The following is a 23,914-nucleotide window of genomic DNA, read 5'->3' on the forward strand; positions in this document are numbered from 1 at the left end:
AGGCGCCTAAATGGCGCCTTTTTACTACTTATTTTAACTAAAAATTAGTCTTCTTTAGAACGGTTTGCACGACGGCGATCGTTCTCAGTCAGATGACGTTTACGCAGACGAATAGACTGCGGAGTCACTTCAACTAATTCGTCATCATCAATAAACTCAAGCGCTTGTTCCAAAGTCATTTTAATTGGTGGTGACAGAGTTGTTGCTTCATCGGTACCTGACGCACGCATGTTAGTCAGTTTTTTACCAGTTAAGCAGTTAACTGTTAAGTCATTAGAACGTGAGTGAATACCAATGATTTGGCCTTCATACACTTCAGCACCGTGACCTAAGAATAATTTACCGCGATCTTGCAGGCTGTACAGCGCGTAAGCAACCGCTTTACCTTGACCGTTAGAGATCAGCACGCCGTTTTGACGGCCACCGATTTCGCCTGGGCGAACATCATCGTAATGGCTGAATGTTGAGTACAGTAAGCCAGTACCTGAAGTCATTGTCATGAACTCGGTACGGAAGCCAATCAGGCCACGGCTTGGGATGATGTAGTCAAGACGCACACGGCCTTTACCATCTGGCATCATGTCACGCAGGTCGCCTTTACGCTCACCTAACGCTTTCATGACATCACCTTGGTTTTGTTCTTCAACGTCTAAAGTGACTTGTTCGAATGGTTCTTGTTTACGACCATCGATTTCGCGAATGATAACTTTTGGACGAGATACCGCTAACTCGAAGCCTTCACGACGCATGTTTTCGATCAGAACAGATAAATGCAGCTCACCACGACCAGATACACGGAATGCATCAGGGTCTTGAGTTTCTTCAACACGCAGTGCAACGTTGTGAACCAGTTCTTTATTCAGGCGGTCAAGGATCTGACGTGAAGTCACGAATTTACCTTCTTTACCGCAGAAAGGTGAGGTGTTAACACAGTAGAACATGCTAACTGTTGGCTCATCAACCGCTAACGCAGGCAGTGCTTCAACGCTACCCACTTGGCAGATAGTGTCAGAGATATTCAGTTCGCCTAAACCTGTCAGCGCAACGATATCGCCCGCTTCAGCTTGTTGTGAATCGATACGCTCTAAACCTAAGTGAGTCAGAACTTTACCAATTTTACCGTTGCGAGTGTTACCTTCGCTGTCGATAACAGTCACTTGTTGGTTAGGTTTAACCACACCACGTTTGATACGACCAATACCGATAACACCTAAGTAGCTGTTGTAATCCAACTGCGAAACTTGCATTTGGAAAGGACCATCGACATCGACTGCAGGTGGCGCAACATGCTCTACGATAGCTTCGTACAGCGGAGTCATGTCTTCAGCCATGTTTTCGTGCTCAAGACCAGCAATACCGTTTAATGCAGATGCGTAAACGATAGGGAAATCGAGTTGCTCATCCGTTGCACCTAAGTTCACGAATAAGTCGAATACTTGGTCAACAACCCAATCAGGACGTGCGCCTGGGCGGTCAACTTTATTGATAACAACAATAGGACGTAAACCGTGGTCGAACGCTTTTTGCGTTACAAAGCGAGTTTGTGGCATTGGGCCATCCATCGCATCAACAACCAGCAGCACACAGTCAACCATAGACATAACGCGCTCAACCTCACCACCGAAATCGGCGTGACCTGGTGTGTCTACGATATTGATATGATAACCATTCCATTGGATAGCGGTATTTTTAGCAAGGATAGTAATACCACGCTCTTTCTCCAAGTCATTGGAGTCCATAACACGCTCATCAACCGTTTCACGTTCACCGAACGTGCCTGATTGTTGCAATAATTTACCCACCAGTGTGGTCTTGCCATGGTCAACGTGAGCGATGATGGCGATGTTTCTTAAGTTTTGAATTGACAAGGATTTTTACCGTTTAATTGACAGGAAAGGAATATGCTTTTTGCGGTATTCTAATTACCCAAACATACTTTCTACGTTAATTTGCTGTTATTTTACACGTTTTTCCGCACAAGTGGAATAAATGTGAAACCCATCACTGTATAAAAAGTTTTTAACGAAAAAACATTCAGTTGCGTAACAGTACCAGATTCCCTCATAAAATAATGAGCATCATCTCTGCGAAACCACGAAGTGACAGAATAATACGCTAAAAACTTAATATTAGCAGCCCAAAAAAAGAACAAAAAATAGACTTTCTTTCTTAATCGCTATTTTTAATGTCTTTTTGTGTTATTTAGATATATCTAAATTGACTAATTAGATATATCTAAATATAGTAAAGCCATAAAATGAATTCGATATATCTAAAGTTACAAACTAAGGAGTAACTATATGCTAATTAAATCTTGTCGTCATGTATATTATGCGCGCCATGACGAAAATCAGCGCGGCCACCACGATGGCTGTTGCCATGGCGAAGGTCGTCACGGGCACGGTGAACGCCGCCATAGGCATGGTGAATGTTGCCACGGTGAAGGCCGTCATGGGCACGGACACGGCGAACGTTGCCACGGTGAAGGCCGTCATGGTCACGGACACGGCGAACGTTGCCACGGTGAAGGCCGTCATGGGCACGGACACGGCGAATGTTGCCACGGTGAAGGCCGTCATGGTCACAGTGATGAGCGCCAAAGAGGCCGCGGAAGAGGCAAAGGCCTGCGCCGTTTATTCGACCACGGTGATCTTCATATCATGGTGCTTTCATTAGTGGCGAAAAAACCGAGCTACGGTTATGAAATTATCAAAGATATTCAAGAAGCTTCGAACGGTCTTTATGTGCCAAGCCCAGGTGTTATTTATCCAACATTAACACTGTTAGAAGAACAAGGCTTTTTAGAGTCTCAAATTGTTGAGCGCAATCGCAAAAGTTTTACTATTACGCCAGAAGGCGCTGCGCACTTAGCACAGAATAAAGAAACAGAAGCGGTTATTGCTCGTAAGCTGGCGAAAGCACGTGATATGCAACAAGGCAGCAATTTAGCAGAAGACATTGAAATGGCAGTCAGCCGCTTTAAAGCCCTACTGCGCCACAAAATGGTTCTGAAACAATTGAATGAAGAACAAACGCGTCAAATAGCTTCCATTATCAATGATGCCGTAAAACAGATTGAAGAAGTGAATACCTTATTAACGAACAGTGATGATGAATAACACCTCCTCACTCATTAAATAATGTTTGCCAATTCAGCTTTGGGCTTATTATTAAGCACAAAGCTGGCTTTTTTCTCTACCCTTTTCTTTTTGCACCAAAATAGTGCATGCCATCATCAAAAATGCACCAACCAAGTGCAAACTGTGACTATTTTTAACTCAATCGATTGACATTCTCTCGTAACAATCCGTATTTACTCTTCTTTTAAAAGTTGGCACGATTTTCGCTTATAGTATTTATAGTGAGCGAGCAACGTGCATTAATGTGATTAATCACCGCCGCCATGCCAGACAAACCAACAAACGCAAAATATGATGCGGTTTGTTGATTAGACCCGACCAGGAGAGCCGAGAATGTCCGCTGAACATGTTTTATCGTTAATTAAAGAGCACAATGTAAGATTTATTGATCTGCGTTTTACCGACACAAAAGGTAAAGAGCAACATATCACTATCCCTGCTCACCAAGTTGACGAAGACTTCTTTGAAGAAGGCCAGATGTTCGACGGTTCATCAATTGGTGGCTGGAAAGGCATCAACGAATCTGACATGGTACTGATGCCAGATGCATCTACTGCAATGTTAGACCCATTCTTTGCTGATGTGACCTTAATTATCCGTTGCGATATTTTAGAGCCGGGTACCATGCAAGGTTACGACAGAGACCCACGCTCCATTTCTAAACGTGCGGAAGATTTCCTGCGTTCAAGCGGTATCGCTGACATCGTGTTATTTGGTCCAGAACCTGAATTCTTCGTTTTTGACGATATTCGTTTCGGCAACAACATGCACGGCAGCTACTACCATATCGATGATATCGAAGCGGCATGGAACACTGGCACAAAATACGAAGGCGGCAATAAAGGCCACCGTCCAGCCGTTAAAGGTGGTTACTTCCCAGTACCACCTGTAGACTCATCACAAGACCTGCGTTCTGCAATGTGTACCACAATGGAAGAGATGGGCTTAGTTGTTGAAGCTCACCACCATGAAGTGGCAACTGCAGGCCAAAACGAAGTCGCCACCCGCTTTAATACGATGACCAAAAAAGCGGATGAAACCCAGATTTATAAATATGTTGTGCACAATGTTGCCCATGCATACGGCAAAACAGCTACCTTTATGCCTAAGCCATTAGTCGGTGATAACGGTTCAGGTATGCACTGCCACATGTCTTTATCAAAAGACGGCGTGAACCTGTTTGCGGGTGACAAATACGGCGGTTTATCTGAAATGGCGCTGTACTACATCGGCGGTATCATTAAACATGCTCGTGCGCTGAACGCATTTACAAACCCAACAACAAACTCATACAAACGTTTAGTTCCAGGCTTTGAAGCTCCTGTAATGCTAGCTTACTCTGCACGTAACCGTTCTGCATCTATCCGTATTCCTGTGGTTGCAAGTACCAAAGCACGTCGTATTGAAGTGCGTTTCCCAGACCCAGCAGCTAACCCATACTTAGCGTTTGCAGCGCAGTTAATGGCGGGTCTTGATGGCATTATCAATAAGATCCACCCAGGTGATGCAATGGATAAAAATCTGTATGACTTACCACCAGAAGAAGCAAAAGAAATCCCAACTGTTTCAGGTTCTTTAGATGAAGCACTAGCGGAACTGGATAAAGATCGCGAGTTCTTAACTCGTGGTGGTGTATTCACAAATGACGCTATCGATGCGTACATTGAATTAACCCGTGCTGACATTCAACGTGTCCGTATGGCACCACACCCGCTCGAATTTGAAATGTACTACAGTGTGTAACACGCCGTTCCACTGATAGTCTTTGTTGCCGTGAAGCACTTGCCCCATCTTTTGATGGGGCCTTTTCTCTCTAAAACTGCACCAAAGAAACAAAAATCAAATATCGGTTGTTTGGTCTATCAGGTATAATGCACCAAAATAGTGCAGGAGTGACATGACATGAAAACCGAACATTTGCCAGCACCCGAACAAATCCTCGACTCCCTTATTAATAGCGTGCTTATTTTGGATTACGATTTGGTTATCCATTACGCCAATCATGCCGCATTGCAAATCCTAACCCAAAGTCAGCGCAAACTCTATGGGACTCCCCTTCCACTCTTATTTAGCTATTGCTCACTCAATGATGAATTAATGCTCAATAGTTTAAAAGAAGGCCACAGTTTTACTGAAAATGAGGTCACGTTGGTGTTTAATAACCATTCCCACGTAATGTCATTCAGCGCACAACCTTTTTCAGAACAATTTATTTTAGTTGAGCTGTCACAACTCGATAGCCAGCGACGCCTTAGCCAAGAATTGGCGCAAAATGCACAGCAACTTGCCGCGCGTGAACTGATCCGCGGTCTGGCTCACGAAATAAAAAACCCACTGGGTGGGTTGCGGGGGGCAGCGCAGTTGTTATCTAAGGCGCTGCCCTCCCCACAATTAAATGAATATACTCAAGTCATTATCGAACAAGCCGACCGCTTAAGAGCCTTGGTCGATAGATTGCTTGGGCCACAGTATCCAGGACCAAAAACTCAGCAAAGTATTCACCATATTATGGAAAACGTGGTGCGCTTAGTTTCCCTCGAAAAACCTGCTAATGTCACATTAACTCGCGACTATGATCCAAGTTTGCCCGATTTAGACTATTACCCCGATCAAATCGAACAAGTTTTACTGAACGTCACCCGCAACGCTCTACAAGCCGTCGCTGATACGGGCGGTCATATCACACTACGCACGCGCACTGCATTTCAAGTCATGCTACAAGGTGAGCGTTATCGGTTAGCTGCGAGGATTGATATCGAAGACAACGGCCCTGGCATTCCATTGGCCATCCAAGATACGCTTTTCTACCCAATGGTGAGTGGCCGACCTGATGGGACAGGGCTTGGGCTGTCAATTGCGCGAAGTTTAGTGGATCAACATGCAGGGAAAATCGAGTTTACCAGTTGGCCAGGGCACACTGAGTTTTCTATTTATCTACCCATCAAAAAATAGGGGATAACCATGTCGCAGGGAAAAATTTGGGTCGTGGATGACGACAGTTCCATTCGCTGGGTTTTAGAGCGAGCACTCAACAGTGCAGAATTTGTCTGCACCTGCTTTGACAGTGCTGATGCGGTACTTGCTGCATTGGAAAACGCACTCCCTGATGTTTTGTTATCCGATATTCGCATGCCTGGAACCAATGGTATTGAGCTACTCAATACCATTAAACAATCACACCCCCTTTTGCCGATCATCATTATGACAGCTCACTCAGACCTCGATGCTGCCGTTAATGCCTATCAATCTGGTGCCTTTGATTACCTGCCTAAACCGTTTGATATCGATGAAACTGTGGCATTGGTTGAACGTGCGTTAAATCATAGCCGTGAACAGAACCACACGGGGCGTGAAACAAAACAAAAAGCGCCGATTGTTTCATCCACCATGATCGGTGAAGCGCCTGCAATGCAGGAGGTATACCGCATTATCGGCCGCTTATCGCGCTCATCAATTAGCGTACTGATTAACGGTGAGTCAGGGACAGGGAAAGAGCTTGTTGCCCACGCGTTGCACCAACATAGTCCACGAGTTAGTGAGCCATTTATTGCCCTGAATATGGCCGCTATTCCAAAAGATCTCATCGAGTCGGAGCTTTTTGGTCATGAAAAAGGCGCATTCACAGGAGCAACCCAAGTTCGTCAAGGGCGTTTTGAACAAGCCAACCGCGGTTCATTATTTTTAGATGAAATTGGGGATATGCCCCTTGATGTACAAACACGGTTATTACGTGTTCTTGCTGAAGGGCAATTTTACCGTATTGGTGGCTATACTCCTGTGAAAGTGGATGTGCGAATTATTGCCGCCACCCACCAAGATCTTGAAAAACGGGTTAAAGAAGGTTTATTCCGTGAAGATTTATTTCACCGGTTAAATGTTATTCGAGTACAACTTCCTCCTTTGCGAGAACGAACGGAAGATATTCCACGCCTTGCACACTATTTTTTACAAAATACCGCAAAAGAGTTAGGTGTAGAAAGTAAAGTACTGCACCCTAACAGTGAAAAAATTCTGCAGCGCTATTATTGGTCAGGAAATGTTCGCCAATTGGAAAATGTCTGTCGCTGGCTGACCGTTATGGCGGCAAGCCAAGAAATTTTACCGCAAGATTTGCCAGATGATTTACTGGAAGAGCACTCAATACAAAACACTGAAACCAATAAACCAAAGGCCAATGAACCTGCAAAGGCTCCTTTACCTGTGCATCAATTCACCTCAGATGCACAATGGTTTGAATTATTGGAAAAGTGGGCTGACCATGCGTTATCCGCCGGAAAAGATGATTTATTAGCACAAACAGTGCCACTATTAGAACGCACTCTACTTAACTGCGCACTGAAACACACCGATGGACATAAACAGGAAGCTGCTCGCTTATTAGGCTGGGGGCGCAATACCCTAACCCGTAAATTAAAAGAATTAGGCATTGAATAAACCACAATAAAATTAAATAACTTCATTTAATTTTGGCAATTATTCAAAAAGGAGTAGAGGAGAACTCTACTCCTTTATATTAATTATAAAATAGTTTTATTAACGTTTCATATTAAAACAAATAAGCACTCTCTATTTTAGACAAACTAACCCCTATCCCACTCCTTATAATGACCATTAAAATACGACATTCTATTTAATGCAGTACATTAATGATTCTTTTTTAAGAAAATCACATATCTTATTTAGCCCAGTGAAATTATTAAACACCCTATGAACACATTATTTTATTACGACCTAAAAAATCAAAAAAACGACAGGAAAAATGCCAATTGTGAAAGGCAGTATTTAAACCCACTCAGTAACACAAAATTTTCACTTTATGATTAAAACCTAAAAAATAACGACTAAAATAAACATCTTCTATATCGTAAATTTTTTATTCTATAAATGTAAGCATTTTTAGCAATAACGAAGATGTTTTTTATAAAAACAATGAAATTCGAGTATACTATTTTGAGCAACCTTTTCAGATATTACGATATCAATCATTGTTTTTCGTTATTTCGCTCTCTTTTCAAACAAAAATAAAATTTGACTTAAGATTAAAACCCCAAAAATCACATTATGCGAGAGGAATAAAATTTAAAAATCACGCTAAAATTATTACTAGGTTTTTATTTTTATTTAACTTTAGTGATTCATGAATAAAAAATGAAAATTCTTTTATTTTAAAACATAAGCCCATTCTCTAACACATAATGTGTTTTCTATTTTAAAACAACCAAAAATAAAATTAAATTATTATTTAATGCTATTTTTTAGTTGACTTGTTTATTTGAAAAAATAACCACAAAATACTCTCCAATTGAGTAAGCGAATATTTAGCTCGCTCTCAATACCATCAAATAAAATATCTTCCTTGGAGAGTCATAAATGAAAAAGAATATCATCGCAACGTTAATTGCGACGTCGTCTATTTTTGCTATTAATAATGCATTCGCTGCTGACGGGACTATCGATTTCACGGGTGAAATTACCGACCAAGCCTGTGAATTAGCCGCAGGCTCTGATGCGTTAAAAGTAAATTTAGGGAAAGTTTCTAAAACCGCATTACCTAGCGCTGGAAGTACTGCCGCTGCCACTAAATTCACCATTAAATTAATTAACTGCCCAGCCACCGTCACCACGGCATCCGTAAAATTCGATGCTGACTCGTATTTAGGAGATGACACGGTTATCAAGCTAAAAGAAGAAGCGGGTGTGGCTACAGGTGTAGGGATCCAAATTACTGATGATATAAATACCGTTGTTCCGCTGTTTACGGCATCTAAAAACTACCCATTACAGCAAAATGTGGAAAATAACTTAGATTTTAGAGCGCGTTATATTGCGAAGTCTGACACGGTAACAACGGGTCCAGCTAACGGCACCGCAACGTTCACAATCAATTATAACTAATTGGACTTTAAGGTTTAAACGGACTTAAACCTTATTCCTGTATTACTAGGTGATAATATGAAACGCTTAATTTGTTTTTTTATATCTTTATTCTTATTTATGCAAACCGCTAACGCTGGTGTAATTATTGGCGGCACCCGCGTGATTTATAATGAAGGGAATAAAGATGTCAGTATCAGTGTCGAAAACCCCGATAAAATCCCTTACTTAATTCAATCGTGGATTGATGGCATCGACGAAAAAAAACAATCGGATTTTACTATTACACCACCATTATTCCGATTAAATGCCGATAAAACCAATGCACTGCGTATCTTTTTAACGGCGAACACCTTACCCAAAGATAAAGAATCGTTATTTTGGCTCAATATTAAAACCATTCCTGCCACCGAGCGCACGGAAAATTCGTTGCAAATTGCCTTTAAAACACAAATGAAATTGATTTACCGCCCTTCAGCGATTAAAGACGTGAACTTTGAAGAACAACAAAAAAAACTGACATGGTCGAAATCGGGTAATCAATTAACCGTAAAAAACCCGACACCCTATTTTATGAATTTCCAAAGCATTACCTTTAATGGCAAAAAAGTGAGTGATGTCTCCTATGCAGCCCCCTTTTCTAGCGCCACCTTTGACGTCAATGACAACGCAGCCCACGGCACCGTGAAATGGGAAGTGATTAATGATTATGGCTCTGCCGCTGAGGCGTCTGAAGCAAAAATATAGCCCAATATCTTTGTAGGTTGTGAACATGAAAATAAATAAAATATGCCTTAGCCTATTCATTTATTTAGGCTATACGGCACCTTTATACGCCGAAAACCCGACCAACAATAATACGGCTGAGGGAAAAACGTATTTTGACCCTGACTTTTTAGAATTGCCAAATAAAGAAGCGGTGGACTTAAGCCAATTTGAAAATAACCAACAATTAGCTGGCAGCTATTATGTCGATATTTATGTGAATACCAATTTAATTGGCGCGAAAAGTTTAAAGTTTGATAAAAATAGTGATAATAAATTAGCACCATGTTTAACACTCGATGATTTAAAAAGTTTTGATATTAAAATTGCGGATTACCCTGAATTAAATAATAGCCAAAATAACTGTGTCAATTTGTCCGCTATTCCTGATGCCAAAAGTGACTTTGATTTTGATTCTCAACGTTTATATTTGAGCATTCCACAAATCGCACTGGCGAAAAACCCGCGGGGTTACGTGGACTTAGCGGATATCGATAATGGCATCACCGCCCTGCTGCTCAATTACAGCTACAGTGGGTCGAAAAATACTGACCGTAAAGGCGGCGAAGATACCACGTCAAACTACGTGAACCTGCGCCCAGGGATTAATATCGGGGCATGGCGCCTGCGTAACTACACCACATGGTCAAATAGCAGCGGGCAATCCAATAAATGGGATACCATTTACACCTATGCATCCCGTGGTATCAACAGCCTAAAAAGCCAGTTAATACTGGGAGATAGCACATCGCCATCTCAAGTGTTTGATAGCGTGCCGTTTCGTGGGGCGCAACTCGCTACCGATGACGATATGTACCCCGAAAGCTTACGCGGTTATGCCCCTGTGGTACGTGGAATAGCACGCAGCAATGCACAAATCACCATTCGCCAAAATGGCTATACCATTTACCAAACGGACGTGGCCGCAGGCCCGTTTGAGATCAGCGATCTGTACCCGACAGGGAGCAGCGGTGACTTACATGTGACGATAAAAGAGTCGAATGGCAGCGAACAAGTACAAATTGTGCCGTTTGCATCACTCCCTGTATTACAACGCGAAGGGTATTTAGCCTATAGCGCCACCGCGGGTGAATATCGCTCTTACGATAGCAACGTAGATAAAACCAAATTTGGCCAGTTTACCTTGATTTATGGCTTACCCCATGGCGTGACCGCCTACGGTGGTAGCCAGTTAAGTGAAGATTATCAATCTTATTCAGTGGGTGCGGGGCAAAACTTAGGTCGATTTGGGGCGGTATCTATTGACGTCACCCAGTCCTACGCTAAGTTGCGTAGCGACATCAAAGAGCGCGGGCAATCCTACCGTTTTCGCTATAACAAAAACCTGAATGATATTGGCACCAATATTGCCTTAGCGGGTTATCGTTATTCCACAGAAGGATTTTACAGCTTATCGGAAGTGTTCGATACCTTCCGTGATACCAACTATGTGCCTGAAATTGAACGCCGCCGTAATCGCGGGGAAATTACTTTGAGCCAAAATCTTGGGGACACTTACGGTTCAATTTCAGCGGGTTACGTCAACGAAGATTATTGGAACAGCGACCGAAAAACCCAGTCTGCTACGCTGGGTTATAACAATAGCTGGCAAGGGATCAGCTATGGGCTGAATTATACCTATAACAAGAACACCAGCAGCTATTCATACACTACGGGAACGAAAAACCAGAGTGATGAAGACCACTTATTCACGTTCTCGGTCAATATTCCGTTTAGCTTGTTTGATGACACGGCGTACATCAACTTTGTTAGCAACCATAGCAGCCGTGACTCCAGCACAGGTAGCATGGGGGTGTCTGCATCCCAGCTTAATAACCGTTTAAATTGGAGTATGCAACAAGGCTTTACCAATCAAGAAACGGGAACAACAGGTAACTTAAATGCCTCCTATAAAGGGCAATATGGTGAAGTGTCTGGTGGTTCGGGTTACAGCAAAGACAACTATAACCTCTATTACGGGGTGAACGGCAGCTTAGTCGCACACTCAAACGGGCTAGTGTTAGGGCAACAGTTGGGTGAGACCGCCGCCCTTGTGGAAATCCCGAATGCAGGGGATGTACCGATTATGAATCAAGCTGGCGTGGTAACCAATAACCAAGGTTATGCGTTAGTGCCGTACATGACGGCTTACCGTAAAAATACCGTGGATATCGATACTTCCGCGTTACCCGACAATACCGAAATGGAGTTAACCAGCCAAACCGTCGCACCAAGCCGTGGCGCCTTAGTGAAAGCCAGCTTTGCGGCAAACGTTGGTTACCGTGCGATTATGGCGCTGACCTTTGCTGACGGTAAACCAGTACCATTTGGGGCACAGGCCATCTTTAACGATAACAACCAATTAAATAGCCTTGTCGGTAATGACGGTGAAGTGTATTTATCCGGCTTAGCAGAAAGTGGGCAGTTTATTATTCAATATAACGAGAAACAACAATGCCAAGTAAATTATAACTTAGCAGGTATTTCGGATTATATGGGCTTATATAAAACTACTGCGGTTTGCCGATAATAAGGAAATAGAAAATGAGAAAATTAATCTATCAATCAATATTCGCGGCTAGTTGTGTATATTTATATTCAGGGTATGCGAATGCGGCTTGTACGCAAAATCCTAATTTCAGAAATATACAGGCTAATATTCCATCTGCTACCTATAACCTTCAATATGATGATACCGCAGCGAGAGATCTTGGTTCGTTTAATGTACGTTACTTATCCGCTTCATCAACAAAGACTTATGGTGAAAATACCAGTTGTGGTAATTCCTATTTACAAGGAAATTTTATCAATAGTTGGACGCCTAATAATTATATCGCACCTTCAAATATACCCGGAATTGGCATTACAGTTGCAACAGGGGGTATTGGTGGAAATTTTAATCGCCGGTTTGGGCCCCAAGGCTCAGGGCAGTTAGGTTGGATTGTCTATGATACTGTTTGGCATATTACAATCAAAAAAACTGGGCAAGTGACTAGCTCGGGTGTGATTCGCTCAGGAAGCGTTGCACAGCTAACCCAAACTAATAGTGGAGTATCAGGTACATGGTATTTAACAACTCTAAACATGCCTGCTAATGCTATTCGTATAAACGTATTAAGCTGCTCATTAAAAAGCCCCGTACCAACGATTAATTTAGGTGATTGGTATGATACTCAATTCCCTTCAGTTGGTAGTACCAGTACAGAAGTCGATATCCCCATTACATTAACCTGTATGGCTGGCACCAATATTAAAGCAACCGTCACAGCAACCAGTGGCACTGTTAATGCAGCACAAGGCCAATTAGCCTTGTCAGGGGGAGCCGATAAAGCTACTGGGGTTGCGATACAAATTATTGATGCTAATAAAAACTATATCCCTTTAAACAGTAAACGAACCATAAAAGATAATGTCGCCGCAGGCGATTATATTTTCGGTTGGAAAGCGCGCTATATTAAAACTGCCGATAAAATTACCCCAGGCCCTGCAAATGGCACTGCCACTATTAATATTCGCTATGAGTAGGAATAATTGTATGAAAAAAATATTACTCGCTATTTTGTCGATAAATTTATTCGCTGTGCATTTATCCTCTTTTGCAGGTACAAATATTACTGTTAATTTCACCGGTAATATTAAAGCCGCCACCTGTAATATTTCTGGCGGTAATAATATCGATATTGATTTGAAACGTTTGCCAATTGATATTTTTAATGGCGCACAAACAGGTTCTACTTGGAATACGTTTAATATTAACTTAAATAACTGCTCGTCATTTGTGAACCAAATCAAATTGACCTTTACAGGTACCGCTGAAACAGGGGATACCACCAATAGCTTATATAAAAACTTAGGCACCGCAAAAAATGTCGCCGTGCAATTACAAAGTGATGACGGAGCTACTCCCCTAGGTAATTTAAAAGTCTTACAGGTGCCATTGAATGGACAGTCAGATATTGCCATTCCATTACGTACCCGTGCTTACAGTGCCGTGGGTAATGTGGTACCAGGGTCTATTTCTGCCAATATTACCGCCACCATTACCTATTTATAAGAAAAGGAATGAAATAATGAAAAAATTTGCACTTTCATTATTGCTGGTATCTGGCTCACTGTTTGCCGCCGACCAGCAAATTAATATCAATGTTCATGGCTATGTTACGGCTATGCCGTGTGAATTAGATACCACAAACTATGTGATTGACCTGAAAAAAATCAATATTTGGAATATTAAAGATACTCAAAAATCCCCTTGGGTGGATTTTTCAGTAAAATTGAAAAATTGCCCAGTGGCGACTCAAGAAGCCATTATGACCTTATCTGGTACACCTGATACCATCACTCCCGACTATTTTATTAATAACGGTACGGCAAAAAATGTCGCCTTAAATTTAGCGGATGGCACCAGCAAAACCACCCTTAAAAATGGTGCAAAAATCACTATTCCCGTGAACAGCCAAACACGCAGTGTGGAGTTTCCATTTTCTGCTCGCGTAGCCGGTTATGGCAGTGGTATGGAGCCAGGTTCATTTCGTAGCCATCTAGAATTCAATTTTGTTTATCATTAATAAATAGTGTCTTGTTCTATTTCTAATTAGAGGTGGTTAAATGCCTGAGTATTATCCAGTATCTAGAATTATTGGAAATAAAATAACTTATTATCGAAAAATGAAGGGCATGTCCCTTCATGAACTTGCAATTATCGTTGGTGTTAGCGAACAACAACAATCTCGATATGAGCGGGGGATCAATAGAATTAATTTAGACAGGTTAAATGAGTATGCTAATATATTTGGCGTTGAGCTAGCACATTTTTTTATTTTAAATGAAAAAGAGAATCAAGAAATTTTAAATAAGTTAAAATTAATCATAAAGGAAAATGAGTGAAGGTTTATCATTTATTTATTATTGGATTTTTATCATCCATTTCTGCTTATACAAATGCAGCTTGCTATCAAAACCCAAATTTTAATAATTTACAACGTACATTACAAAATCAAACTATCACACTACAATATGATGATATGCGAACCAATGTTGTGCTTGCAACAATCAATACCTCAATGTTTAGTGGGTGGCGTAGTTCGCACTCGGGGACAAATAGTGATTGTGGTGCATGGCAAGTTGGGCGTTTTTTAAACGGCTGGAGTTCAACCAATAATATTGCCCCAACTAATATCCCTGGGATTGGTGTTCGCGTGGGAATTAACAGCAGCAATATCTGGTTTCCCTTCCGAATTGCCTATACGGATCAGTCATGGGGATTTGAAAACCTAGGATGGAAAACTGAAATCGTGAAAACAGGTCGAGTTACTACAAGTAATTATATCCGAGGGGGTCAGCTCGCCCAATTTTCACAAGAAAATACCAAGACAAATTCAACGTTTATTTTATCCACGCTCTATATGCCCACAAATGGTATCAGAATAAATGTTGTAAAGTGTACAGCAACTTCAGCTAACTATTCCGTACAGCTTGGAGATTGGTTTGATACTCAGTTTAAGAATATCGGTGATACCAGTGAGATGGTTAATATCCCCGTGATATTAACCTGTGATAAGGGCACCAATATTAAAGCTACTGTCACCAGCAGTGCTGGGTATGTCGATGAGACAACAGGGAAAATAAAACTAACGGGGGCAAATTCTGCGACAGGTATCGCAATCCAGTTACTGGACAAAAACAATACACCCATTAAGCTAAAGGTCAAAACCAGCCTACAAAATAATATCCAAACCAATGAATACCTGTTTAATTGGAAAGCTCGTTACATTAAAACAGCCAATAACATCACAGCTGGCGCAGCAAATAGTACTGTCATAATAAATATTTCATATGAATAACAACAAATAATATTAACAATTTATATATTGTACATCAGTTTAGATATAATAGATTAGAAACAGTTCATTTAAATATCTTCATAATAAGAAGCTCATGTTTCAATATGAAATAAATTCAGTATTTATAATTTAACTTTCTTTAAAATTTTTTATTTTAATGATCAATATCTATTTTTATATTAATTACACTCTGCTAGAGTAGTCATTCAATATAAAAAACTAATTTTAATTTAAAATTCTTTTTTATGTCAAAGTAGTCATTTTTAAATAGTTGTTCCGATATAAAAGGAGTTTACTATGCAGAAAAATTATCCTGCATCAAAATTAGTCGGTCGTAAAATAACTTATTATCGGAAAATGAAAGGAATTCCATTATCGAAAATTGCTAATGATTTTGGAATTAGTGAGCAACAGCAATCAAGGTACGAACGAGGGATAAACCGTATTAATTTAGACCGTTTAGCCCAATATGTTAATTACTTTGAAGTTAACTTTTATGATTTATTATCGGATAAAGATATAAAAGAGTTAGCTAAATTAAAATAAATAACAACATTCGAAGTAATATTAATAAACATTCATTAAGGAATATTATGAACAAAAAAGTATCCATATCTGTTGGTGTGAAAATTAGGTCATTAAGAGAAAGCTACGGAATGAGTGGCAAGGAACTCAGTGCCTTGTTAGGAATTAGCCAACAACATCAATCTCGCTATGAAAATGGAGAGGTAAATATCCATGTTGATACGTTATTCCAACTTTGCCAAATATTCGATATCGACCCCGCCTATTTTTTCACCGACTATAATCCATTAAATCATGCAAATAACTTTATTCATGACAAAAAAAGTTTATATGAGGCCGAAACGCTTGTGTTTTAAAGCATGGCCCTCAGATAAACTGCAAATTAACGTTACCTAAGCCAGTCACATTGTTGTGCTGGCTTAACTTAATTGTGCCTCTTCTAATATCCACTGCTGAAAAATCATCATTGCCGATGTCATCGGCTTCGACTTTAAACGACTTAGCCAGTATCCCCCTAATGTCACACCAATATCGAAAGGCTGAACGAGTGCTCCAGCGCTAATTTCGTGCTCAAACATACAGCTTGGCACTAATGCAACACTATCCGTTAATATTGCGGCCTCAACCATTAAGCGAGAGGAGTCAAACACAGGCCCTTTCACTCGCCATGGCTCGACTTGTGCAGCAAGAAACCACTTTTCCCACTCATCTTTACGATAAGAGCGCAGTAAATTGTGATCTTTTAAATCCAGTGGTGATATTAAATTAGCAGCGACTTTTTCTGTGCATAACACTGTATGGGAAGTCGAAAATAAAGGTGTATTTTCCACTAATGGCCATAAGCCCTCCCCAAAGCGGATGGCGAAATCAACCCCTTCCGCCGCTAAATTGACCACGTTATTGTGGGTCATAATACGTAAATCAATATAGGGGTATAAATCAGAAAATTTGCTTAAACGCGGTAATAGCCAACCTACTGCAAAGGTTCCCACGACTGAGATACTTAACACTTCATGATAATGACCATCTTCAAATTGCAACAATAACGATTCGATTTGATCAAAAGAACGACTCAACACAGGTAACAGAGCCAAGCCTTCATCTGTTAATGCTAACCCTCTTGATAACCGAATGAATAATTCCAAACCTAGCTGTTCTTCCAGCAACCGAACTTGCTGGCTTACTGCAGCCTGAGTGACATTCAATTCAAGCCCCGCTCGCGTAAAACTTAAATGCCGGGCAGATGCCTCAAATGCACGAAGTGCATTAAGTGGGAGGCGATGACGGTAATTTCCTGACATAAGATTTTCTTTTGGCTCATCGAATTTTATATCGTTTTAAAAAATAGCTTAAAACACGCATACTCTTGCTCAACGGCTACTTTAACCGAATAAATGCTATATTACGGCACTTATTTGTCGTACTGAAGTACTTTTCAAAATCAGCTATCAATAACTTAAACTTTTATTTAATTGGACAACTCTATGAGAAATCTTTTTCGTCAGGGGCGGATTTTTGTCGCTCTTAGTTTGGCTTTTACGACCCTTTCAGCCAACGCGTTAAGCCAACAGGATGTTGATAACATCATTAAACCGTTGATGAAAAAGCAAGGTATTCCAGGGATGTCTGTCGCCATTTCCATGGAAGGCAAACGCTATATTTACCACTATGGCGTGCAATCCAAACAAACCCAAGAGCCTGTCAATAACAATACGCTGTTTGAAATTGGATCGCTGTCTAAAACTTTCACAGCAACTTTGGCTGCCTATGCACAAGTGCAGGGAAAATTAGATTTTTCACAAACAGTGAGTCATTATCTGCCTGAATTAAAAGGTTCTGCCTTTGACCACATTAGCGTTATGAATCTTGCAACCCATACATCGGGCTTACCTTTGTTTGTACCTGAAACAATAACAAATTCAATGGAATTAACGCGTTATTACCAAAACTGGATCCCTGAAAAAGCGATTGGTCAGTTTCGTTCATACTCTAATTTAGGGGTGGGATTATTAGGTATTGTGGCAGCAAAACAGTTAAAAATACCTTTTGAACAAGCCATGGAAAAATTGATGCTGCCTTCCCTTGGCCTCAAGCATACTTATATTCATGTGCCTAAGAATCAACAAAAAAATTATGCGCAGGGCTACAATAAAAAAGACCAACCTGTACGAGTCACTCCGCAAATTCTAGATGCTGAGGCTTATGGTTTAAAATCGAATGCGAAAGATTTAATTCGTTTTCTTGAAATTAATATGCAAACGGTAAAAGTCGCAAAATCGTGGCAAGAAGCCGTTGAAGATACCCACACGGGGTTATATCTAACCGATTCATTTGTGCAAGATATGATGTGGGAAAGTTACCCGTGGCCAGTCTCTTTATCACAATTACAACAAGGTAACCGTGATGAAATGGCATTACAGCCACAAAAAGTCGAAGCAATTAAACCCGCAATGCCACCAGAAACCCGTGCATTTTATAATAAAACAGGGTCAACCAATGGCTTTGCCACTTATGCCGTGTTTCTTCCAGAAGAACAAGTCGCCGTGGTGATCCTTGCCAATAAATGGTATCCGATCCCCGACCGCATTAATGCCGCTTATCAGCTAATTGAAAAAATTGATAACTAGAATTGATATCACAATGTAATACTCAAAATAGTTCGTGCTAGAGCAAGGCGGCAAAATTCGGATATCTCGGGGAGCATACAAAAGTATGTGACCCGAGATAGCCGAATAAAGCCAACGCCGCTATTGCGCGAAATATGACAAATATTCAATACTCAAAATAGTTCGTTCTATCGCTAGGCGGCAAGGGAAGCTAAGCCCTAGGAGCATACATAAAGTATGTGACTAGGGTTAGCGAACGCAGCCAACAACGCGACAGGGCGAAATATGAAGAGTATTTAGATGACACGGGAAAACTGCCGTTGCCTCATCTGCCCCCGCAAATACACATCAAAACACATGCAAACATTGCGGATCAGCAAGCGCCCTTGCGGTGTCACCTTAATACCTGTTTCGGTTATTTCCACCAGCCCATCTTCTGCCATTGGCTTTAGCAATTCCAAATCTTCTTTAAAATAAGATTTAAAATCAATCGGGTACAGAGCTTCTATTTGTGCAAAATCTAGTTGGAAGTTACAAATTAACGTTTTAATCACATCACGGCGCAAGCAATCATCATCAGTTAGGACTAAACCTCGCCACAGGGCATGTCCCTGCTCTTCAACTTGTGCATAATAAGTTTTTAAGTCTTTCTGATTCTGCGCGTAGTTATCCCCTAACATACTGATCGCCGAAACGCCTAACCCTAAGAGATCGCAATCACCTTGGGTAGTATAGCCTTGGAAGTTACGGTGCAATATCCCCTCACGCTGCGCTACAGCAAGTTCATCTTCAGGGCGGGCAAAGTGATCCATCCCAATAAACTGATAGCCGCCTTTGGTTAACGTCGCAATCGTGTCTTGTAGAATATCGAGTTTTTGTTCTGCACTTGGTAAATCCGCATCCTTAATTTTGCGCTGCGCGGCAAATAAATTTGGCAAGTGAGCATAATTAAACACGCTTAAACGGTCGGGTGATAACTCAGCGACTTTTTTCAGTGTAAAAGCAAAGCTTTCTGGCGTCTGTTTTGGTAAACCATAAATTAGGTCAATACTGGTTGATGTAAAGCCTGTCTCTTTAGCGCGTTTAATCAAGGCAAAGATGAAGTCTTCGTCTTGTTCTCGATTTACCAACACCTGAACTTCTTTATTGAAGTCTTGTACCCCCATGCTTAGGCGATTAAATCCTTCATGGCGTAGGTGATCAATCATATCAAGCTCGATTTCACGCGGGTCAACTTCAATGGACATTTCCACATCATCTGCAAAATGAAAATGTTTTTTCAATAAACCGACCAAATGACTAACTTGGGCTTTATCAAGATAAGTTGGTGTACCTCCGCCCCAATGCATTTGTGTGACAGTGCGGTTTTTTAGTAAAGATGCACGTTGAATAATTTCTTTTTCAATAACTTTTAAATATTCATCCGCCTTATGCTTTTGGCGTGTCACTAATTTATTGCAACCACAGAAGTAACACAGCTTATGGCAAAAAGGAATATGGACATAGAGCGATAACGGACGGTCTGGAAAACGCGTTGTCGCACTAATAAACGCTTTTTCATCATAGTCTTGATTAAATTCCAAAGCGGTGGGATACGACGTATAACGTGGCCCTGAATAATTGTATTTTTGAATGAGAGAAAGATCCCAAACAATATTTTGCTCTGACATAACATTCCTCAATTGACCAAAAGCTCAAACCATGACAACGGGTTGCACCTTATTTAATTTGTTATTCGGTGGTATAAAAATTTTATAGCATACATAACGTTATAGATTCTGAATATTTCAAGTTGCAGCTAGGCGGCAAGTGAATGAGTCGCTAGGAGTATACATAAGTATGAGACTCGTGCGAATGAACGTAGCCAACAACGCTGCAGCTTTAAATATGACGAGTATTATAAAGATGTTAGAAAAAAGAGACTTGATGCAACATCAAAGAAAAGTGTGTTTGTAGAAAAAATAGACGCATCCCCCGCTAGTGCGAGGGATGATTAAACGAAGTTATTTGCTTTTTAAGATGCGCATGATGTCATCGAGTTTATCTTCGTCTTCTTCCTCTTCTTCTTCGTCAGCATATTCAATGCCTAAAATACTCATTAGTTCATCAATACGGTCTAAACAAGTATTGATGTATTTTTGCTCTTCAGCGCTAACCGTTTCGCCATCTTCTAGGCGCGCAAGTAAGCTATCTAAGCGATCATCGCTTTCTAACAGTTCTAACTCTTTTTCAGGCGTCAGTTTTTCTTTAACGACTGGCTGTTTTTTCTCAACAACAGGTTTGGTAATGTGTTTTTCATCCACAATTAAAGGGACTGGTTTTTTGCTGCCTAAACGCGGGTCAGCAGAGGCGTTTTGCCCACCATTTTGCTTGTTGGATGCTTGTTCTTCATAACGGCTGCCAGCTTTATGACCACGATGTTTTTTCTCGCGTTTACGTTCACGGCCTTCCGCGTTCAATTCTTCTTTGGTTTTACGGTATTTTTTCTTTGGCTTAGCTGTCGGTTTTTTTGGTGCATTCATGGTCTGATACCTTGATAAAGTCAGTTTCTGCTGCGAAATCTAGCAGGATCCCATAAAGGGGGAAAGCACTAGTTTGCAATTTCAGCGGATTTTTTATTCCACCCTGCCTTCGCAATAGTACTTTATAGATTATACCTTAAATAATTTGTGTTGCATGTAGAGGGATTCGAATAGAAGAAAGAGAAATGATGAGTTCATTAAATAATGTTAAAAAATTTGTGCCACTAAACAAATTAGACTGAATAATATTCTAAATAATTCAAGTTGTGGCTAGGCGTCAATCGAGGTTATCTCGGGTCACATACATAAGTATGTGATCCGAGTAACCGAGAGAAGACAACAATACCACAGCTTGAAGTATGACGAGTATTAGGCGTCGACTAGCACCATTTTAAGCAAGAACAACGCCGCCACTAAAATCACACACAGACCCAAGTCACGCCAGCGCCCTGTCCCAATTTTCATCGCACAGTATGCGATAAACCCTAGCGCGATCCCTTCTGTGATCGAGAAGCTAAACGGCATCATAACTGCGGTAATAAACGCAGGTACTGATTCAGTTAAGTCATCCCATTTCACGCGAGTCAGACTTGAAGTCATCAACACACCCACGTAAATCAATGCACCTGCAGTTGCATAAGCAGGAACCATACCCGCAAGTGGAGAGATAAACATGGTTAATAGGAATAAGATACCCACAACAACTGCCGTTAACCCCGTACGCCCACCAACTGATACCCCTGAAGAACTTTCAATATACGCAGTGACTGATGAGGTTCCCATCGCCGAACCCGCTACAGAGCTTAAGCTATCAACATATAGGGCTTGCTTCATACGAGGGAAAGTCCCACGTTCATTGGTGATCCCCGCTTTGTCAGTCACACCAATCATGGTGCCCGATGAGTCAAACAAGTTGACTAACATGAAAGCAAAAATCACGCCAGATAACGCTAAATCTAATGAGCCAGCGAAGTCCACTTGCCCAACGACGCTGGTAACACTTGGTGGAATAGAGAAAATGCCCGTGTATTTTACATCGCCCAGCGCCAGACCAATTAAGGTGGTCACCGCAATCGACACTAACACCGCCGCATGAATATTACGCGCCGCTAAGATGGCGATAATAAAGAAGCCCAACGCCCCTAACCATACGTTATGATGTGTTAAGTTACCGATAGATACCAAAGTGTCTGGGTTTGCCACGATAATACCCGAGTTTTTCAGCCCCATCATCGCAATAAACAGACCGATACCGCTGGTGATCCCCACACGTAGACTCAAGGGAATATTGGCAATAATCCAATAACGAATGCGGAATAATGTCAGGATAAACAAGCCAACTGCGCCCCAGAAAACAGCACCCATTGCGACTTGCCATGAATACCCCATCGCGCCAACTACCACAAACGCAAAAAAGGCATTCAGCCCCATCGCTGGTGCGACCGCAATCGGTAAATTAGCCAATAAGCCCATCAAAATACTGCCTATAGCGGCAATCAAGCAGGTGGTAACAAACACGGCTTTAATATCCATGCCTGCAATTGATAAAATTTGTGGGTTAACAAAGACGATATACACCATCGTCAGGAAGGTCGTGAAGCCAGCAACAACTTCAGTTCGTGCAGTTGTGCCGTGTTCTTGTAATTTAAAAACACGCTGAAACAAGCCCTGCGGTTGTGCCGAGCTAGAAGATTGATTACTCATTAGATATCGCGCCCAAAAAAAGTTTTTTTCGCCCTATACTACAATTAAAAATTGCAAAAGAAAACGATTGCGTAAAAATCAACAGGAAAAATGTCCTAACTAACTGATACAACGCGATGAATCAAGAAAAAGAATAAAAATAGAATTTGGAGAATGGCGGTATAAAAACCGCCATTAAAATTTAGGATAGCGCCAGTAATTTTTGTCTACGCCAAAACAATAAACTGCGTTTTACCACAGACTTATGCGGGTCGTTTTGTACACTGAGTTTTTTCGCCACCACATTGGCAATAATTTCTACCGTAAAACACATCACAAAATAGATAAATGCCACGAATAAGAAAACTTCTAACGGGTAAACCATTTCGCGGTTATTCACTTGAGTTGCTAAGAAAGATAACTCAGCCACACCAACGACATAGGCTAATGAGGTATCTTTAATCAGCGCCACCCATTGGTTGATAAATGACGGCACCATCATTCGCAATGCTTGAGGTAAAACGATATTCCACAATACCTGCCAACGGTTAAAACCAAGGGACAACCCTGCCTGCCATTGCCCTGCACCTATCGCTAAGATCCCTGCTTTCACAGCATGTGCTAAATAAGCAGAAGTGATTAAGGCGAGTGCACAAACCACCGTGGTGATCCCAGGAATTTCCGTACCTAACAAAATGGGCAACAAGAAGTAAGTCCAAAATATTAACATGATGACTGGAATTGCACGGAAAAAGCCTAAAACTGCCGCGAATAAATTAACCCAAAAACCACGTAACATTGCCAAAGCAATACCACCTAGTGTCCCTAAGACAATCGATGCCGCCCCTGCTAGCAGGCTAATCACGAGTGTCAACGCTGCCCCTTCTAACGGTCCATCAGGGAAAGTACCAAACAGTAAATATTGCCAATTTTGCTCGATCACTGAAAAGTCCATA

At 41.2% G+C, this 23,914-nt stretch carries 21 protein-coding genes; 15 read left to right on the forward strand and 6 right to left on the reverse strand.

The features are described from left to right. Window positions 1-44 precede the first annotated feature (44 nt). Entirely contained in the window at window positions 45-1,868 is a 1,824-nt protein-coding gene (gene typA, locus PSF27_RS08520; RefSeq protein ID WP_206084923.1) for a ribosome-dependent GTPase TypA, read from the reverse strand. 432 nt (window positions 1,869-2,300) lie between these two features. Here typA and PSF27_RS08525 point away from each other — a divergent pair, with 432 nt between their 5' ends. The 14 genes from PSF27_RS08525 to PSF27_RS08590 all read left to right on the forward strand — a co-directional run bounded on the left by PSF27_RS08525 (window position 2,301) and on the right by PSF27_RS08590 (window position 16,503). Next, complete coding sequence (locus PSF27_RS08525) at window positions 2,301-3,119, forward strand: PadR family transcriptional regulator (RefSeq protein WP_272681272.1); 819 nt, start codon at window positions 2,301-2,303, stop codon at window positions 3,117-3,119. A 354-nt stretch (window positions 3,120-3,473) separates the two neighbouring features. Then, on the forward strand, window positions 3,474-4,883 hold the full coding sequence (gene glnA, locus PSF27_RS08530) for a glutamate--ammonia ligase (protein ID WP_206084925.1): 1,410 nt from the start codon (window positions 3,474-3,476) through the stop codon (window positions 4,881-4,883). 159 nt (window positions 4,884-5,042) lie between these two features. Then, window positions 5,043-6,092 carry a nitrogen regulation protein NR(II) gene (gene glnL / locus PSF27_RS08535; protein WP_206084927.1) on the forward strand — a complete coding sequence of 350 codons (1,050 nt, stop codon included), beginning with the start codon at window positions 5,043-5,045 and terminating at the stop codon, window positions 6,090-6,092. 9 nt (window positions 6,093-6,101) lie between these two features. Next, window positions 6,102-7,574 (forward strand): nitrogen regulation protein NR(I), encoded by a 1,473-nt coding sequence (gene glnG / locus PSF27_RS08540; protein WP_206084929.1) that lies wholly within the window; start codon window positions 6,102-6,104, stop codon window positions 7,572-7,574. A gap of 936 nt (window positions 7,575-8,510) precedes the next feature. Continuing rightward, window positions 8,511-9,035, forward strand: a complete 525-nt coding sequence (locus tag PSF27_RS08545; protein ID WP_206084931.1) for a fimbrial protein — start codon at window positions 8,511-8,513, stop codon at window positions 9,033-9,035. 57 nt (window positions 9,036-9,092) lie between these two features. Continuing rightward, window positions 9,093-9,761: a fimbrial biogenesis chaperone gene (locus tag PSF27_RS08550; protein ID WP_206084933.1), complete on the forward strand. Its 669-nt coding sequence runs from the start codon at window positions 9,093-9,095 to the stop codon at window positions 9,759-9,761. 25 nt (window positions 9,762-9,786) lie between these two features. Continuing rightward, window positions 9,787-12,309: a fimbria/pilus outer membrane usher protein gene (locus PSF27_RS08555; RefSeq protein ID WP_272681273.1), complete on the forward strand. Its 2,523-nt coding sequence runs from the start codon at window positions 9,787-9,789 to the stop codon at window positions 12,307-12,309. 14 nt (window positions 12,310-12,323) lie between these two features. Then, window positions 12,324-13,304 carry a fimbrial protein gene (locus PSF27_RS08560; protein WP_272681274.1) on the forward strand — a complete coding sequence of 327 codons (981 nt, stop codon included), beginning with the start codon at window positions 12,324-12,326 and terminating at the stop codon, window positions 13,302-13,304. A 10-nt stretch (window positions 13,305-13,314) separates the two neighbouring features. Continuing rightward, complete coding sequence (locus PSF27_RS08565; protein ID WP_206084943.1) at window positions 13,315-13,833, forward strand: fimbrial protein; 519 nt, start codon at window positions 13,315-13,317, stop codon at window positions 13,831-13,833. Window positions 13,834-13,849: 16 nt separating this feature from the next. Then, window positions 13,850-14,347: a fimbrial protein gene (locus PSF27_RS08570; protein WP_206084945.1), complete on the forward strand. Its 498-nt coding sequence runs from the start codon at window positions 13,850-13,852 to the stop codon at window positions 14,345-14,347. Between the two features lie 40 nt (window positions 14,348-14,387). Next, window positions 14,388-14,666, forward strand: coding sequence for a helix-turn-helix domain-containing protein (locus PSF27_RS08575; RefSeq protein ID WP_206084947.1), 279 nt, complete (start codon window positions 14,388-14,390; stop codon window positions 14,664-14,666). Continuing rightward, window positions 14,663-15,622 carry a fimbrial protein gene (locus tag PSF27_RS08580; RefSeq protein WP_206084949.1) on the forward strand — a complete coding sequence of 320 codons (960 nt, stop codon included), beginning with the start codon at window positions 14,663-14,665 and terminating at the stop codon, window positions 15,620-15,622. Before PSF27_RS08575 ends, PSF27_RS08580 begins: the two co-directional genes overlap by 4 nt. Before the next feature lie 297 nt (window positions 15,623-15,919). Further along, window positions 15,920-16,168: a helix-turn-helix domain-containing protein gene (locus PSF27_RS08585; protein WP_272573854.1), complete on the forward strand. Its 249-nt coding sequence runs from the start codon at window positions 15,920-15,922 to the stop codon at window positions 16,166-16,168. Between the two features lie 47 nt (window positions 16,169-16,215). Further along, complete coding sequence (locus PSF27_RS08590; RefSeq protein ID WP_272538918.1) at window positions 16,216-16,503, forward strand: helix-turn-helix domain-containing protein; 288 nt, start codon at window positions 16,216-16,218, stop codon at window positions 16,501-16,503. Window positions 16,504-16,566: 63 nt separating this feature from the next. Here PSF27_RS08590 and PSF27_RS08595 read toward each other — a convergent pair whose 3' ends face one another. Continuing rightward, window positions 16,567-17,448, reverse strand: coding sequence for a LysR substrate-binding domain-containing protein (locus PSF27_RS08595; protein ID WP_206084954.1), 882 nt, complete (start codon window positions 17,446-17,448; stop codon window positions 16,567-16,569). Between the two features lie 183 nt (window positions 17,449-17,631). Between PSF27_RS08595 and ampC the strand changes: the two genes are divergently transcribed. Then, window positions 17,632-18,774 (forward strand): class C beta-lactamase, encoded by a 1,143-nt coding sequence (gene ampC / locus PSF27_RS08600; RefSeq protein WP_272681275.1) that lies wholly within the window; start codon window positions 17,632-17,634, stop codon window positions 18,772-18,774. 275 nt (window positions 18,775-19,049) lie between these two features. Here the strand turns inward: ampC and hemN are convergent, their stop codons facing one another. The 4 genes from hemN to PSF27_RS08620 form a co-directional block, all read right to left on the reverse strand. Beyond that, entirely contained in the window at window positions 19,050-20,423 is a 1,374-nt protein-coding gene (hemN, locus tag PSF27_RS08605; protein ID WP_206084958.1) for an oxygen-independent coproporphyrinogen III oxidase, read from the reverse strand. Window positions 20,424-20,756: 333 nt separating this feature from the next. Further along, window positions 20,757-21,275, reverse strand: a complete 519-nt coding sequence (gene yihI / locus PSF27_RS08610; RefSeq protein WP_272681276.1) for a Der GTPase-activating protein YihI — start codon at window positions 21,273-21,275, stop codon at window positions 20,757-20,759. A 369-nt stretch (window positions 21,276-21,644) separates the two neighbouring features. After that, the gene (locus tag PSF27_RS08615) at window positions 21,645-22,979 is read right to left on the reverse strand and encodes an NCS2 family permease (RefSeq protein ID WP_272681277.1); all 1,335 of its coding nucleotides are present in this window, start codon (window positions 22,977-22,979) and stop codon (window positions 21,645-21,647) included. Between the two features lie 181 nt (window positions 22,980-23,160). After that, window positions 23,161-23,913 carry an amino acid ABC transporter permease gene (locus PSF27_RS08620; RefSeq protein WP_272681278.1) on the reverse strand — a complete coding sequence of 251 codons (753 nt, stop codon included), beginning with the start codon at window positions 23,911-23,913 and terminating at the stop codon, window positions 23,161-23,163. Window position 23,914: the final 1 nt, after the last annotated feature.

Origin of the sequence: Providencia sp. PROV129, from assembly GCF_028482245.1 — a bacterium.
Classification (GTDB): domain Bacteria; phylum Pseudomonadota; class Gammaproteobacteria; order Enterobacterales; family Enterobacteriaceae; genus Providencia; species Providencia vermicola.